The organism is Allobosea sp. NPDC055332 (assembly GCF_053645455.1).
Genome location: NZ_JBSHMO010000007.1, coordinates 47,947 through 63,801, shown reverse-complemented (window position 1 = coordinate 63,801; position 15,855 = coordinate 47,947). Strand labels below are relative to the sequence as shown.

At 66.5% G+C, this 15,855-nt stretch carries 12 protein-coding genes; 8 read left to right on the top strand and 4 right to left on the bottom strand.

What is annotated here, in order from left to right:
* Nucleotides 1–98 precede the first annotated feature (98 nt).
* The 3 genes from ACWIGM_RS30450 to ACWIGM_RS30440 all read right to left on the bottom strand — a co-directional run bounded on the left by ACWIGM_RS30450 (nt 99) and on the right by ACWIGM_RS30440 (nt 4,731).
* Nucleotides 99–1,727, bottom strand: coding sequence for an amidohydrolase (locus ACWIGM_RS30450; protein WP_454029728.1), 1,629 nt, complete (start codon nt 1,725–1,727; stop codon nt 99–101).
* A 242-nt stretch (nt 1,728–1,969) separates the two neighbouring features.
* Complete coding sequence (locus ACWIGM_RS30445) at nt 1,970–3,457, bottom strand: M81 family metallopeptidase (RefSeq protein ID WP_454029727.1); 1,488 nt, start codon at nt 3,455–3,457, stop codon at nt 1,970–1,972.
* A 146-nt stretch (nt 3,458–3,603) separates the two neighbouring features.
* A complete protein-coding gene (locus tag ACWIGM_RS30440) occupies nt 3,604–4,731 on the bottom strand; it encodes a saccharopine dehydrogenase family protein (RefSeq protein ID WP_454029726.1) in 1,128 nt (375 codons plus the stop codon).
* Nucleotides 4,732–4,851: 120 nt separating this feature from the next.
* Here ACWIGM_RS30440 and ACWIGM_RS30435 point away from each other — a divergent pair, with 120 nt between their 5' ends.
* Nucleotides 4,852–5,283: an Lrp/AsnC family transcriptional regulator gene (locus tag ACWIGM_RS30435; protein WP_454029725.1), complete on the top strand. Its 432-nt coding sequence runs from the start codon at nt 4,852–4,854 to the stop codon at nt 5,281–5,283.
* A gap of 1 nt (nt 5,284) precedes the next feature.
* On the opposite strand, the gene ACWIGM_RS30430 is transcribed toward ACWIGM_RS30435, so the two are convergent.
* Nucleotides 5,285–6,088 (bottom strand): IclR family transcriptional regulator, encoded by an 804-nt coding sequence (locus ACWIGM_RS30430; protein ID WP_454029724.1) that lies wholly within the window; start codon nt 6,086–6,088, stop codon nt 5,285–5,287.
* A 178-nt stretch (nt 6,089–6,266) separates the two neighbouring features.
* Between ACWIGM_RS30430 and ACWIGM_RS30425 the strand changes: the two genes are divergently transcribed.
* From ACWIGM_RS30425 to ACWIGM_RS30395, 7 genes are all read left to right on the top strand, one after another.
* The gene (locus ACWIGM_RS30425; protein ID WP_454029723.1) at nt 6,267–7,823 is read left to right on the top strand and encodes an ABC transporter substrate-binding protein; all 1,557 of its coding nucleotides are present in this window, start codon (nt 6,267–6,269) and stop codon (nt 7,821–7,823) included.
* 172 nt (nt 7,824–7,995) lie between these two features.
* The gene (locus ACWIGM_RS30420) at nt 7,996–8,973 is read left to right on the top strand and encodes an ABC transporter permease (RefSeq protein ID WP_454029722.1); all 978 of its coding nucleotides are present in this window, start codon (nt 7,996–7,998) and stop codon (nt 8,971–8,973) included.
* Nucleotides 8,970–9,806 (top strand): ABC transporter permease, encoded by an 837-nt coding sequence (locus ACWIGM_RS30415; RefSeq protein WP_454029721.1) that lies wholly within the window; start codon nt 8,970–8,972, stop codon nt 9,804–9,806. The genes ACWIGM_RS30420 and ACWIGM_RS30415 overlap by 4 nt, the downstream gene beginning before the upstream one ends.
* On the top strand, nt 9,806–11,413 hold the full coding sequence (locus ACWIGM_RS30410) for an ABC transporter ATP-binding protein (RefSeq protein WP_454029720.1): 1,608 nt from the start codon (nt 9,806–9,808) through the stop codon (nt 11,411–11,413). The genes ACWIGM_RS30415 and ACWIGM_RS30410 overlap by 1 nt, the downstream gene beginning before the upstream one ends.
* A gap of 130 nt (nt 11,414–11,543) precedes the next feature.
* Nucleotides 11,544–12,833 (top strand): ArgE/DapE family deacylase, encoded by a 1,290-nt coding sequence (locus ACWIGM_RS30405; RefSeq protein WP_454029719.1) that lies wholly within the window; start codon nt 11,544–11,546, stop codon nt 12,831–12,833.
* Between the two features lie 86 nt (nt 12,834–12,919).
* Nucleotides 12,920–13,804 (top strand): DMT family transporter, encoded by an 885-nt coding sequence (locus ACWIGM_RS30400; RefSeq protein WP_454029718.1) that lies wholly within the window; start codon nt 12,920–12,922, stop codon nt 13,802–13,804.
* Between the two features lie 67 nt (nt 13,805–13,871).
* Complete coding sequence (locus ACWIGM_RS30395) at nt 13,872–15,851, top strand: hybrid sensor histidine kinase/response regulator (RefSeq protein WP_454029717.1); 1,980 nt, start codon at nt 13,872–13,874, stop codon at nt 15,849–15,851.
* Nucleotides 15,852–15,855 lie beyond the last annotated feature (4 nt).

The following is a 15,855-nucleotide window of genomic DNA, read 5'->3' as shown; positions in this document are numbered from 1 at the left end:
TCCGAGGTCGGCGCCGTTGATCGGCGCCGGTATTCGTTCCATTTGAAACCATAGCGGGCTTTCACGCCCTGTCTTCTTGTTTCCATTGTGCAGCGCGTTCAGGCGCTGCCTGAACGCTGGTACACGACCTTGCCGCCGCGAATGGTGAGGTCGCAGCGCGTATCCTTCAGAATGTCCTCCGGCGAGGCCGAAAGCAGGTCGCGCGAGAACACGGCGACATCGGCGAGGAAGCCGGGCTGGAGCTTGCCCTTCACCGCTTCCTGCTTTTGCGAGAAGGCGCCGTATTCGGTGTAGGCCTGTAGGGCTTCCTCGATCGAGACGCGCTGGCGCTCGTCCATGACCGTGCCGCGCCAGGTCTGGCGTGTCAGCATGGTGTGGAAGTTCGGGAACGGGTTGGGATCGCAGACCGGCGCATCGCTGCCGGTCGCCGGCTTCAGTCCGAGATCGAACCAGGTCCGGAACGGATAACTCGGCAGCGCCCGCTCCTTGCCGAGCACCTTGACGTAGGCGTCACCGAAATCGTGGATGAAGACCTGCTGCGGGCAGGGGTAGATGCCGGCCTTGACCATCCGCTCGTGCTGCTGCGGCGTCGAGAAGCCGCAATGCTCGATGCGGTGGCGCCGATCAGGATCGGGGTAGGCCGCCAGTGCCTTCTCATAGGCGGTGATCAACTGCTCGATCGCCGCGTCGCCGATGGCGTGGCAGGCGAGCTGGTGGCCCTTGGCGTGGGCATCGAGCACCTGCCGCTCCAGATCCTCGTCCGAGAGCATCTGGACGCCGGTGGTCTTGTCCTCGCCGAGATAGGGCTCGCTCATCCAGGCCGTGCGCCCGCCGGCCGAGCCGTCGAGGAAGATCTTGACCGCGCCGATCATCAACATCTCGTCGCCGGTGCCGGAGATCAGGCCCGCCTCATGGCACTGCGGCACGATCGAGCGGCCCTCGTCGCCGAGCAGGGCGAGCCAGGTTCGGACCGGCAGGCGGCCGTCGCGTTTGGCCTTGTGATAAGCCGCGATCTCGTTGAAGCCGGTCACCATCCCGACCGCGGCATCCATGCAGCTGGTGATCCCGAGCGAGAGCAGGTACTGCCCGCCGCGCTCGATCGCGGCCAGGAGCTGCTCCTCGCTCGGCGCCGGGATCGCGGCCTTGACCGGGGCGCGGGCATTTTCCGCCAGCAGGCCGGTGAGCCGGCCATTCTGCTGCTCGATCAGCCCGCCCGGAGGGGTCGGCGAGGTCTCGTCGATGCCGCCGAGCTTGAGAGCCAATGAATTGACGATCGAGATGTGGCCGCAGGTCCTGACCAGCATCACCGGGTTGTTCGGCGAGGCGCGGTCGAGCTCCTCGCGGAACGGGTGGCGGCCGGTGTCGAGCTTAGTCTGGTCGTAGCCGCGCGCCAGCACCCACTCGCCGGGCTTTGCCTTCGCCGCGCGAGCGGCGATCTGGCCGAGCAGAGCGTCCAGCGTCGGCGCCACCGCAGGGCGGGCGTCGACCCAGTCCATGGTCAGGCCGACCGAGATCAGATGGAGATGGGAATCGTTCAGCCCCGGCGTCGCCAGCCGGCCGGCGAGGTCGATGACCTTGGTCGAGGGGCCGATCAGGCTGGCGATCTCGGCGTCCTTGCCGGCGGCGAGCACCTTGTCGCCCCAGAGCGCCAGCGCCTCGACCACGCCCTCCTCGCGCCCGCACCAGATCGGCCCGTTGCGCAATACGATATCGGCCTGAACCACCATGGTCTTCTCCTGCCTATACTGTCTTCGCCGGCACCTTGCGGCCGGGCCTCAGATGAGGTCGGTCGGCCGGCCAAAAAAGCCAACGCAACTCATTGATTTTATAGCGTTCATCCGAGCCGCATCCGTGATGGTCACCGCTGCAGACGATAGGTCGCGATCTGGCATCGAGCGCGACCAAACGGGCCATATCTTTTCGCAGATCGGGCCAATTTTTGTGGGGTTGTCGGTCAGCACCTCGCCTCTCAGATATCGTCGAGCGGGAAGATGGGGCGGCGCACCTTCTTGTACGGCCGTTCCTTGAAGTTCTTGGTCGAGAGCGCGCCAGTGTCGACCTCGATCACCTCGCGCGCGATCGGCTCGAAGGCGGCACGGAAATGCTGCATCGACTTGACGATCACGGTCGATTTCCGCGTCGGGTCGACGCCGAGCGAGGTAAACTGGGCAAGGTCGGTCGCCTGGCCATTATGGGTGATGACGATGATCTCGACATCATCGACCCGCAGCAAGGCCGAGAGCCCGTAATTGCGCCAGACACCACCGGCCATCGGGCCGTAGCAGATGAAATGCCCGTCGGTCAGCGCCACGACATGAGCATCGAGCTCGAGCGGACCACCGCCGGTGTTTGGGTCGACCTTACCGCCGAGCTTGAGCCTGACGCGATTGCCGACGCCGGCCGCCTGCGCCGCGAGCGCCGCCTCGGGATCGCGGATGGCGTGGAAGCCGACATTCTTCAGCCCAGCGTCGAGCACGGCGCGTAGCAGATTGGTGGCATCACCATAGGCGCCCGAGCCCGGATTGTCGGAATAGTCGGAAATCACCAGCGGCTTGCCGCCGGCCTCCGGCCCGAGCGTGCCCTCGCCCGCCTTGGCCTTGGCCATCGCCTCCTTCAGAGGCGTGAAGTGGATCGAGGAGAAATGCCGCTGCTCCCAGGCATAGTCCATCAGCTCCTCGGCGATGGCCTGCGCCTTGCCGCGGTCGTCATGGGTGACGGCGATGGAGGGGCCGATGTCGTGCACGTCGGCCGAGGAAAAACCGGCCTGGACGCTGACGACGAGCGCATCGCCTGCCGCCTCCAGCACATCGCCGCGGCGCAGCAGCTCCATGAAGGGCGGCGAGGTCGTGCGCCCGCCATCGAGTGCATAGAGGATCGGCCGGCGCGCTACTGCGACACGTGGCTTGATCTCGCCCTTCATTGCGCGGTCCAGCAGTTCGGCGCCCTGCCAGGTCCGCTCATACTGGTCGATATGAGGATAGGTCCGGTAGGAGATCAGCGCGTTGGCATTGTCGGCCATGAGCTGGGTGAGCGTCGCGTGCAGGTCGAGCACGGCGACGACCGGCACGTCGGGTCCGACCTTGGCACGGATGCGCTTCAGCAATTCGCCTTCGCCATCGTCGGAGCTCTCGGTCGCCATCGCCCCGTGCAGATGCAGCAGCATGCCGTCGAGCCGCTCGCAGGCGGACAGGATCATCCCGGCGAAGACGTCGAAGGCCGCGTCGGTGACGCGGCCTGACGGATTGGCTCCGGTGACGAGCGGGTGGACGAGACTCCAGCCGAACTTCTCGGCGGCTTCGAAGGCGGCGCCCATCGAGGTCCGGGTGCCCTGGAAGGCTGTGGGCACCTCATTGTCGCGGAAGACGCCGTGATGGCGGAACACCGCCTCATCGGTGAGCTGAACACTGAACGTGTTCGTCTCGTGCATGAATTCCGCGATCAGGACGCGTCTGGCCATTGTTTGGTCGTTCCCCCGGAAACGTTCCCTATGGAACTATTTTTCTTGTTCTAGCGCGGGAGCGGGCCACTGCCAGCCCGCACCCGCTCATGCACCCCTTGCGTTGGCCCGCTTGCGGGCCGGGGAGGATTATGCTTGGCGCGAGCTCAGGCGGCGCGGGCCGCGTGGCTCTCGCCGGGGGCGTTGCCGAGATCCTCGGGCCGGGCATAGGCACGGCCGAAGCGGTTGGCGAGGAAGGCGTCGAAGCCGATCTCCTCCTGCTTGACGAAGCCCTTCTGCGGCAGCTTTCCCTGTGCCAGCAGGTCGAGCACTGCGCAGATGCCAGACGCCGTGGTGATCTGGATGGCGCTGCGCATCACGCCGCCGACCATGGCGCTGTAGACCTTGTTGGCATAGGTCTGCTGGGTCAGCCGGCCGTTCAGCCGGCCGCTGGCGGTGACGAAGATCACGACCACGTCCTGCAGCGTGCTCGGCAGGGCGTTCTCGAAGATGTCCTTGAGCACATCGCGGCGTTCGCTGAGGCGCAGATCCTGCAGCAGCGCCTTCATGATCGCGCAATGGCCGGGATAGCGAATGGTGCGGTAGTTGAGCGTGCGCACCTTGCCGGCGAGCGTGTCGCAGAGCGTGCCGAGCCCGCCGGAGGTGTTGAAGGCCTCGTAGGTGACGCCGTCGAGCGAGAACTCCTCGCGCTCCTCCATCGCCGGCACCAGCACGCGCTCGCCGTTGACGACGGCTTCGCAGGGCTCGCAGTACTCGTTGATGACGCCGTCCGTGCTCCAGGTCAGGTTGTAGTTCAGCGCGTTGGACGGATATTGCGGCAGAGCGCCGACCCTGAGCTTCAGGCTATCCAGTTGGTCGAAATCGCGGGCGAGATCGGCGGCGACGATCGAGATGAAGCCCGGCGCCAGCCCGCATTGCGGGATCAGCGCCGCCTTGGCGGTCAGCGCCAGTTCCTTGACGCGGCGGGTCGAGGCGACGTCCTCGGTCAGGTCGAGATAGTGCACGCCTTGGGCCGCTGCGGCCTCGGCGATGCGCGTCGTCAGGTCGTAAGGGGCGGCCGAGAGCACCGCGAAGGCGCCGTTCAGCACCTGGGCGAGCTCGGCGGCGTCGGTGATGTCGACCCGGCGGGTCGAGATCGTCGGGCTGGTCCTGATCGCGGCAAGCTGTTCGTTGGAGCGGTCGGCGATCACCACGCGGTAATCCCCGGTTGCGCCGAGCAGGTCGGCGATGGTTGCGCCGATCTTGCCGGCGCCGATGACGACCACGTTTTTCATGGTTCCCCCGATGAATCTGTTTCTGGGAACCAGAGTCACCGAAGGCTTCGTCGGTTAGAAGCCGGCGACACGACGATTCATATGGGAATTTTCGACAGAACGCCGTAAGCTCTCGTCATTATGACGACTGACCAGACGGATCGCCAGCTCCTCACCCTGCTTACCGAGAACGCCCGCGCCCCGGTGGCCGAGCTCGGCCGCAAGCTCGGCCTGTCGCGCACGACGGTGCAGAGCCGGATCGAGCGGCTGGAGCGCCGCGGCGTCATCGCCGGCTATACGGCGCGGCTTTCGGAGGACTACGAGAAGGGCCAGGTCAAGGCGCATGTGCTGATCACCGCCCTGCCGAAGCTCGCGGTTCGGGTCGAGGCGGAGCTGCGCCGCATTCCCGAGATCAGGACGCTGCATTCGGTCAGCGGGCAGTTCGACATGATCGCGGTGGTGGTGGCGCCCTCGATCGGTGAGCTCGATGGGCTGATCGACCGGATCGGCGCGCTCGAGGGGGTCGAGCGCACCATGTCCTCGATCATCCTCTCGACGCGGATCGAGCGCTAGTTCACCCCGGCAAGACCCGTACCCCGATCCGTGCCGCAGCGTCCCGCAACGCGTCGAGATGCACCGGGCGCCCCTCCGGCGCGACGATCGAGGTCAGCGAGGAGATGCTGAGTGCTCCGGCGAGTGCACCCGAGCGGTCGAAAATCGGCACGCCGACGCCGGTCAGGCCGATGAAGAAGTCATCGGCCGCCAGCTCCCAGCCCTGCGCGCGGATGCGCTCGGCCTCGCGCCAGAGCAGCTCCGGATCGGTCTGGCTCGCCGGCGCGCGCTTGGGCAGGTCGAGCGAGAGGGCGAGCCGGCGTTGCTCGTCGTCGAGATAGGCCAGCAGGACGCGCGGGCCGCCGCCGCAGTTCAAAGGCGCCTGCGCGCCGACGGCAAACCAGGTCGCGTCGACATGCGGCAGCGAGGCGCGGACGCGATCGACGCAGAGGCCGCGCCCGGCGATATGCACCCAGATGAAGGCGGTCGCGCCGGTCTTTTCGGCGATTTCGGTCAGATAAGGTCCGGCGATGTCGCGCAGCTCGCGGCCGGTTGTCACCGCACTACCGAGCTCGATCAACCCGACGGCCAAAGCATAGCTCTGTGAATGCTCGTCATATTCGACGAGTTCGTTGAGCTGCAAAGTCAGCAGCAATCGCCGCGCCGTGCCCTTGTCGAGCCCGACCTGGCGCGCCAGTTCGCTCAGGCCAAGCCGGGGCTGCTCCGGGCGGAAAGCCCGGAGCAAAGCGATGGCACGATCGACGGCACGGACGATCGGCACGCCCGGCGGCAATTGCGCGGCCCTGTCCCCGTCTTTCTGGTTCATCGCAGATGAAAGGTGCGCCATGTTCGTTTGCTGAGCGTGTCGCCTAATAACACGCCATGTCAAGCATTGACACGGATTTTGTCTCTCGCTTTCATGGCTGCCGAGCTTGCCAAGGGACGCATGATGGAGTGCGATCCCTGGGAACTGGCCGCGAATGAAGAAACGGGGGAGAACGACGATGACCGGATTGAGATTTGGCCTGGCGCTCGCCGCCTCCGTCCTGGCGCTCGGCCTGGCGCAGGCGCAGGAACCGAAGAAGGGCGGCACGGTGCATGTCGTCGTGCAGCCCGAGCCGCCGATGCTGATGCAGGGGCTCAATCAGAACGGCCCGACCAACATGGTCGCCGGCAATATCTACGAGTCGCTGCTGCGCTATGACGAGAAGCTCAATCCGCAGCCTTCCCTGGCCAAGAGCTGGGAGATCTCGCCGGACGCCAAGGTCTACACCTTCAAGCTGCAGGAGGGCGTGACCTGGCATGACGGCAAGCCGTTCACGGCCGACGACGTCGTCTTCACGCTCGACAAGTTCCTGCGCGAGGTCCATCCGCGCTGGCGCCCGATCGTCAACGCCCAGGTCGAGAAGATCGAGAAGGTCGACGACCTCACCGTGAAGATCACGCTGAAGCAGCCCTTCGGCCCGATGATCATGACGCAGGAGGTCGCCTCCGCGCCGATGATCCCCAAGCACATCTACGACGGCACCGACTACCGCGCCAATCCGGCCAACAACACGCCGATCGGCACCGGCCCGTTCAAGCTGAAGGAGTGGAAGAAGGGCTCCTACATCCACCTCGTCAAGAACGAGAACTACTGGCTGAAGGGCAAGCCGAACCTCGACGAGATCTACTGGCAGATCATCCCCGACGCGGCGGCGCGCGCCGTCGCCTATGAGACCGGCAAGGTCGACGTGCTGACCGGCGGCTCGGTCGACGTCTACGACGTCGCCCGCCTCGCCAAGCTGCCCAACACCTGCATGACCACCAAGGGCTGGGAGATGTTCGCTCCCCATGCCTGGCTCACCCCGAACGTCCGCAACGGCATTTTGGGCAACAAGCAGTTCCGCCAGGGGTTGATGTACGCGATCGATCGCGAATTCGGCCGCGAGGTGGTCTGGGGCGGGCTCGGCAAGCTGCCGACCGGGCCGATCTCGTCGAAGACCAAGTTCTATTCGGACGACGTGCCGAAATACGCCTTCGACCCGAAGAAGGCGAAGGAGCTGATCAAGGCCTCCGGCTACAAGGGCGAGACGATCCGCCTGCTCAACCTGCCCTATGGCGAGACCTGGACGCGCTGGACCGAGGCGATCAAGCAGAACCTCGAGGATGTCGGGGTCAAGGTGCAGGTCGAGAACACCGACGTGCCGGGCTGGACCCAGAAGGCCAGCAACTGGGACTTCGACCTCAACTTCAACTTCCTCTACCAGCTCGGCGACCCCGCCATGGGCGTGGCGCGCAGCTACATCACCAGCAACATCGCCAAGGGCAATCCCTTCGCCAATGTCGGCGGCTACTCGAATCCCGAGGTCGACAAGCTCTTCGCCGAGGCGGCGATCGCGCCGACGGACGGCGCGCGACAGGAGCTTTACACGAAAGTGCAGAAGCTCCTGGCCGACGAGCTGCCGGTGCTCTGGCTGCTCGAGATGGATTTCCCGACCATCTATCGCTGCAACGTCAAGAACCTCGTCACCACCGGCATTGGCGTCGACGACGGCTTCCGTGATGCCTGGAAGGAGTGATGGCAGCAGCCGTCGCACCACGCCGTCATGCTCGCCCTTGTGGCGAGCATCCACGTCTTGAACACCGCCCTCGATCCATGAAGACGTGGACGGTCGGGACAAGCCCGACCATGACGAGTGGTCTTGCCGGCCTGATCAATCGGCCGATCGACAATCTCTTCGGATCGCCTGAATGAACCTCGCGCAATTCCTCGCCGGCCGGCTCGCGAAGGGGATCGTCGTCCTCTTCGCCATCGCGGTGCTGAACTTCTTCCTGATCCGGGCCGCCCCTGGTGATCCGGCGCAGGTGCTGGCTGGTGAAGCCGGCGCTGCCGACGAGCAGTTGCTGATCCAGCTGCGCGAGCGCTTCGGCCTCGACCAGCCGCTGCTCACCCAGCTCTGGGTCTATCTCAAGGGCTACCTGACCTTCGATCTCGGCTTCAGCTATCGCCAGCAGCAGAGCGTGTTGAGCCTGATCCTCGACCGGCTGCCGGCGACGCTGCTGCTGACCGGCGCCGCCTTCATCGTCTCGCTGGGACTGGGCACGCTGATGGGCGCGCTCGCCGCCCGCCGCGCCGGCCGCTGGCAGGACAGCGTCATCACCACGCTGGCATTGGTCTTCTACGCGACGCCGCTGTTCTGGGTCGCGCTGATGAGCCAGATCGTCTTCTCGCTGAAGCTCGGCCTAGTCCCCAATGTCGGCTACGAGAGCATCGGTGCGAACTATACCGGGCTCGCCCGTGCGCTCGACATCGCCAGCCATCTCGTCCTGCCGGCTTTGACGCTCGGCCTGTTCTTCACCGCGCTCTATGCGCGGATGATGCGGGCCTCGATGCTCGAGGTCGCCGGCGCCGATTTCGTCAAGACCGCCCGCGCCAAAGGCCTCAGCCCCGGCGTGATCTCGCGGCGCCACGTCGCCCGCAACGCGATCCTGCCGGTGGTGACCCTTGCGGGGCTTCAGGCCGGCCAGCTCGTCGGCGGCGCGGTGCTGACCGAGACCGTCTTCGCCTGGCCGGGGATCGGCCGGCTGATGTTCGATGCCCTGGTCCAGCGCGACTATTCGGTGCTGCTCGGCGTCTTCTTCATCTCCTCGGCCATGGTCGTTGGCTTCAATATCCTGACCGACCTTGTCTACCGATTGGCTGATCCGCGCATTGAGGCGGTGTCATGAGCTTCCTTGAGCGTTTCGTCCGCAACCGCGGCGCCGTGATCGGCCTTACCATCCTGATCGTGGTGATCCTCTTCGCAATCATCGCCCCCCAGCTCTATCCGCAATCGCCGTGGCGAACGGTGGCGCGGCCCTTCCTCGCGCCTTTCGTGATGGATCGCTTCCCGCTTGGCACCGATACGCTCGGGCGCGACATCGCCTCGGGCCTCGCGCACGGCGCCCGCGTCTCGCTGACGATCGGGCTGGTCTCGACACTGGTCGCATTGCTCATCGGCGTGCCGCTCGGCGCGATTGCCGGCTATGCCGGCGGGATCATCGACGATGCGCTGATGCGCTTCACCGAGTTCTTCCAGACCATCCCCTCCTTCGCGCTCGCCATCGTCCTCGTCGCGATCCTGCAGCCCAAGCTCGGCTCGATCGTGCTCGCCATCGGCGTGGTCAGCTGGCCACCGGTGGCGCGGCTGGTGCGCGGCGAGGTGCTCTCGCTGAAGACGCGGGAATATGTCCAGGCGGCGATCACCATCGGCCAGCCGACCGCGCGGATCATCTGGAGCCAGGTCCTGCCCAACACGATCGCGCCGATCATCGTGATGGGCTCGCTGATGATCGGCTCGGCGATCCTGCTCGAATCCTCGCTCTCCTTCCTCGGCCTCGGCGATCCCAACCTGATGAGCTGGGGCTATATGGTCGGCGCCGGGCGCACCCGCCTGCTCGACGCCTGGTGGATCAGCTTCTTCCCGGGCGTCGCGATCTTCCTGACCGTGCTGGCGCTCAATCTCGCCGGTGAGGGGCTGAACGACGCGCTGAACCCGCGCCTCGCCCGGGGGAGGGAATGATGGCCGCTCCCGTTCTCTCGATCGAAGGCCTGAAGCTCGCTCTGCCGGCAATGGCCGACCGTCCCTATGCGGTCGAGGGTGCGACGCTGCGCATCGCCGCGGGCGAGACGCTCTGCGTCGTCGGCGAGTCCGGGTCCGGCAAGTCGATGATCGCCCATGCGGTGATGGGCCTGCTGCCCAAGGCCGTGAAACCGGTCGCGGGGGCGATCAAGCTCGCCGGCCGCGATCTGCTCGCTCTCTCGGAAGACGCGATGCAGGACGTGCGCGGCCGCGAGGTCGGCATGATCTTCCAGGAGCCGATGACCTCGCTCAACCCGGTCATGCGCGTCGCCGACCAGATCGTCGAGACCTTCGAGGCGCATAAGCTGCTGAGCAAGCCGGAACGCTATGCCCGCGCCGTCGCGCTCCTGACCGAGGTCGGCCTGCCCGAGCCGGAGCGACTGGCGCGCGCCTATCCGCATGAGCTTTCCGGCGGCCAGCGCCAGCGCGTGATGATCGCGATGGCGCTCGCACTCGAACCCAAGCTGCTGATCGCCGACGAGCCGACAACCGCGCTCGACGTCACCACGCAGGCGCAGATCCTCAAGCTGATCGACAATCTCCGCCACAAGCACGGCACCGCGGTCTTGTTCATCACCCACGACATGGGCGTCGTCGCCGAGATTGCCGACCGTATCGCCGTGCTGGAAAAGGGCGTCCTGGTCGAGGAGGGCACGGTCGACCAGGTGCTGGGCTCGCCGCGCCATCCCTATACGCAGAAACTGCTCGCCGCCGTGCCGTCGCTGACGCCGCCGGAGCGGCCGCCGCTGCCGGAGAGCAAGCCGGTCCTCACCGTCGAGAGGCTCGGCAAGGTCTATCGCAAGCGCGCCTTCTTCCGGCCTGGCCGCGAGGTCAAGGCGGCGGATGATGTCAGCTTCACCTTGGCGCGAGGCGAGACGCTCGGCCTCGTCGGCGAATCCGGCTCGGGTAAGTCGACGGTCGGGCGCTGCTGCCTGCGCCTGATCGAGCCGGATTCGGGCCGGATCACGCTGGGCGATCTCGCCATCACCGAGCTCAGCGTTGCCGCCCTGCGCCCGCACCGCAAGCGCATTCAGATGGTGTTCCAGGACCCGTTCGCCTCGCTCAACCCGCGCCAGACGGTTGGGCGGATCATCTCGGACGGGCCGGTCGCGCATGGCGTCCCACGCAAGGACGCGCTGGCGCGGGCGAAGGAGCTGCTCGAGCTGGTCGGCCTTTCCGCCAATGCGATCGACCGCTACCCGCACGAATTCTCCGGCGGCCAGCGCCAGCGCATCGGCATCGCTCGGGCGCTCGCGCTCGAACCCGATGTGCTCGTCGCGGACGAGGCGGTCTCGGCGCTCGACGTTTCCGTGCAGGCGCAGATCCTCAAGCTGATCAAGGACATCCAGCAGCGGCTCGGCCTCGCCATTCTGTTCGTCACCCATGACCTGCGCGTCGCCGCGCAGATCTGCGACAAGATCGCGGTGATGCAGCGCGGCCGGATCGTCGAGGCTGGCCCGACCGCCGCGCTCTTCGCCGCTCCGCAGCACGACTATACCCGCCAATTGCTCGCCGCCGTCCCCGGCGGGGAGCGGTTCGGGCGGTGATCACACCTCGTCATGGTCGGGCTTGCCCGACCATCCACGCCGTCGCCGGCCGCCGCCGGTGTTCAAGATATGGATGCTCGCCACAAGGGCGAGCATGACGGCGTAGCCCTACGACTACCGGAGACCTCCTATGCCGCTCGATTCCGCCCTGCGCGACCGCATCCTCGCTTCCGTCGAAGCGGGCTTTGCCGAGCAGATCGCTTTCACCCAGGAAATGATCCGCTTTCCCTCGACGCGTGGTGACGAGCACACCGTCCAGGACTTCATCTTCCGCGCGTTGAAGCAACGCGGCTTCACCATGGACCGCTTCGCCATGGATCGCGAGGCGATCGGCCGCCATCCCGGTGGCGCGCCGTTCTCGGACACGCATTCCGAGGCGCCGATCGTCGTCGGCATCCACCATCCGCGCGAGGAAAAGGGCCGCTCGCTGATTCTGCAGTCCCATGTCGACGTGGTGCCGACCGGCCCGGCCGAGCTCTGGACGCACCCGCCCTTCGATCCCGTCATCGAGGGCGACTGGCTCTATGGCCGCGGCGGTGCCGACATGAAGGCCGGCGGAGCCGCCAACCTCTTTTGCCTCGACGCGCTCCGGCGCATCGGCCTGCAGCCGGCGGGAACCGTCTATGTCCAGTCGGTGGTCGAGGAGGAATCAACCGGCAATGGCGCGCTGATGACGCATCTGCGCGGCTACGAGGCCGATGCCGTGCTGATCCCCGAGCCGGAGGAGGAGATGCTGGTGCGCGCCAACACCGGCGTGCTCTGGTTCCAGTTCGAGGTCCGCGGCGTGCCGATGCATGTGCGCGAGATGGCCGCCGGGGCGAATGCGATCGACGCCGCCTACCGGGTCATCGGCGCGCTGCGCGAGCTGGAAGCCGCGCTCAATCGCGAGAAGCATGGCCGCAAGCATTTCGAGGACATCGCCCACCCGATCAACCTCAACATCGGCAAGATCGAGGGCGGTGACTGGGCCTCCTCGGTGCCGTGCTGGTGCAGGGTCGATTGCCGTATCGGGCTTTATCCCGGCATGTCGGCCGAAGAGCTCGGCAAGCGCATCGAGGCGAAGGTGCTGGCCTTCGCCCGCTCCGACACCTTCCTCTCGAACAATCCGCCCAAGGTCGTCTTCAACGGCTTCTGGTCCGAAGGCTATGTGCTCGAACCCGGCAGCGAGGCCGAAGCTGTGCTCGGCCGCGCCCATCAGGGCTCGACCGGCAAGGCACTGAAGAGCTTCATGACCCCCGGCTATCTCGATACCCGGGTCTATGCGCTCTACGACAAGGTGCCGGCGCTCTGCTACGGGCCGATCTCGCAGAACATCCACGCCTTCGACGAGCGCGTCAGCCTGGCCTCGCTGAAGCGCATCACCGGCACCATGGCGCTCTTCGTCGCCGAATGGTGCGGCGTCGAGGCTATTGGGGGCTGAGGGAGGCTTGGTGCGCGCCTGCCGTGCATCGAGCCTGCATCGAAATGACATGACGGCGCAGGCTCGTCCTCACGCATAGTTCCATTATGCCGCCAGTGCCCGCCCGCTCGCTCCTGCTCGTCCCGCTGCTCGGGCTCCTCTGGGGCTTCAACTGGCCGGCGGTGCGGATCTCGCTGACCGAGATCGCGCCCTGGACCTTGCGGGCCGGCGGCATGACCTTCGCCGGCCTCGCGCTGGTCGCGGTCGCGCTGGCGCGCGGCGTCAGTCTCAAGGTGCCGGCGGCGCACTGGCCGAGGCTGATCGCTGCCGGCATCCTCTCGATCGCCGCCTTCAACATCCTGCTCGCCTTCGCGCAATTGATGGCGCCGACCTCGCGCGCCGCGATCCTGACCTTCACCATGCCGGTCTGGGCGACGCTGATGGCCTGGCCGATACTGGGCGAGCACTTCGATCGCCCACGGCTGATCGGCCTGGGGCTCGGCATCGCCGGATTGCTCTGCCTCGGCCTGCCGCTGATCCAGGCGGGACAATTCTCGCCGGGACTCGCTCTCGCTTTGCTCGCCAGCCTGAGTTGGGCGCTCGGCACCATCGTCACCAAGCGCTGGCCGGTGGCGGCGCCGACACTGACGATCGCCGCCTGGCAATTGCTGATCGGCGGCGCGGCCGCCGGCATCGGCATGCTGATCTTCGAGGGTGTCCCGGCTCCGAAAGCATTGTCGCCGCCGGTTGCGGCGGCACTGACCTTCCATATCCTCGGCGCGCAGGCGCTCGCCTATTTCCTCTGGTTCACCGTGATCGCCCGGCTTCCCGCCGGCATCGCCAGCCTCGGCACCCTGATGGTTCCGGCCGTCGGGGCGCTCGGCTCTGTGCTGCTTCTCGGCGAGCGCCCGGCGGCGAGCGACTGGCTTGGACTGGTGCTGGTCGTCGCCGCTTCAGGCGCGATTCTGATCTCGCCCAAACCGGCCCGCTAACCCTACGTCAATTTTTCTTTGTTCCACCGGGAACCTTTTGCGGAACGCCGCGTTCAGCGCGTTCGACATGTCACATGCCAAGGTTCCAAACGTGCTTCAGATTGCGGAAGGTCCGGTGACCGCCGAGCGCTATCGATTGCTGGTGGAGTCCGTCACGGACTACGCCATCTACATGCTCGATCCGCAGGGTATCGTGATCAGCTGGAACCCGGGCGCACGGCGCTTCAAGGGCTATGAGGATCACGAGATCATCGGTCAGCCTTTCTCCCGGTTCTATACGGACGAGGATCGTGCAAGCGAGCTGCCGGCACGTGCGTTGCGCGCGGCCGCGACCGAGGGGCGCTTCGAGAGCGAAGGCTGGCGGGTTCGCAAGGATGGCACGCGCTTCTGGGCCCATGTCGTCATCGATCCGATCCTCAATCCGGGAACTGGACGAGTGCTCGGCTACGCCAAGGTCACGCGCGACCTGACCGAGCGGCGCCAGGCCGAACAGGCGCTCAGGCGCAGCGAAGAGAAGTTCCGCCTGCTGGTGCAGGGCGTCACCGACTACGCGATCTACATGCTCGACGCCGACGGTATCGTCACAAACTGGAATGTCGGTGCGCAGCGCATCAAGGGCTATGCGCCCGACGAGATCATCGGCCAGCATTTCTCGCGGTTCTATACGCCGGAGGATCGTGAGCGCGGCGAACCGCAGAAGACGCTCCAGGCCGCGATCGACAATGGCAGTGCCGAGAAGGAAGGCTGGCGCGTTCGCAAGAACGGTGAAACCTTCTGGGCCAGCGTCGTCGTCGACCCGATCCGCGACGACAGCGGCGAGATCATCGGTTTCGCCAAGGTCACGCGCGACCTGAGCGAGCGCCATAAGGTCCAGGCCGAGCTCGACGCGGCGCGCGAGGCACTGTTCCAGTCGCAGAAGATCGAGGCGCTGGGCCAGCTCACAGGCGGCGTGGCGCACGACTTCAACAATCTGCTGACCGCCGTGCTGGGCAGCCTCGAACTCGTGCGCCGCCAGATCGGCGACGAGCGCCAGCTCAACCTGATCGACAATGCGATCAAGGGGGCTAGCCGGGGCATCTCCCTGACGCAGCGCATGCTGTCCTTCGCCCGCAAGCAGGAGCTCGCCTTGCAGCCCGTGGCGGTCGACGTGCTTGTTGCCGAGATGGGCGAGCTGCTGCAGCGCTCGCTCGGTCCGCTGGTCCGGATCGAGACCGATTTCCCCGCCGATCTTGCGACGGCTTCTGCCGATCCGAACCAGCTCGAAGCCGCCTTGCTCAACCTTGCCGTCAATGCACGCGATGCCATGCCGGAGGGCGGGACGCTCCGCATCGCCGCCGGCAACGAGGCTATCGGCAGCGGACACCGCACCGGCTTGCCGTCTGGGGATTACATCCGGCTTTCGGTGATCGACACCGGCAGCGGCATGGACGCCAGGACGCTCGCCCAGGCGACCGAGCCCTTCTTCACCACAAAAGGGGTCGGCAAGGGAACGGGGCTCGGCCTGTCGATGGTGCACGGCATGGCCGAGCAGCTCGGTGGCCGGCTGCTCCTCGATAGCCGTCTGGGACAGGGCACGACCGTGGAGATCTGGCTGCCGGTGGCGGCCGCAGCCGCTACGGCCGAGGCCGCCCGACCGACCGCGGAGCCTCAGGCTGCGCCCGGCGCGACGGAGCGCCCGCTCACCGTGCTCGCGGTCGATGACGACGCGCTCGTGCTGATGAACACGACGGCGCTGCTCGAGGATCTCGGCCACAAGGTTTTCGAGGCCAGCTCGGGCCGCGAGGCGCTGGCGATCCTTGAGAGCAATGGCGAGATCGATCTGCTGATCACCGACCATGCCATGCCGCAGATGACCGGCGCGCAACTGATCGCGGAGGTCGGCGAGCGCTGGCCGAGCCTGCCGGTGATTCTCGCGACCGGCTATGCCGACCTGCCGGCCGGCGCCGGAGCGGGTGTGCTGCGGCTCAACAAGCCGTTCTGGCAGGCCGATCTGGAGAAGACGGTCGCGACGGCGATGGCACGGCGCGCAACGGCGGCCGCGGCCTGAACCT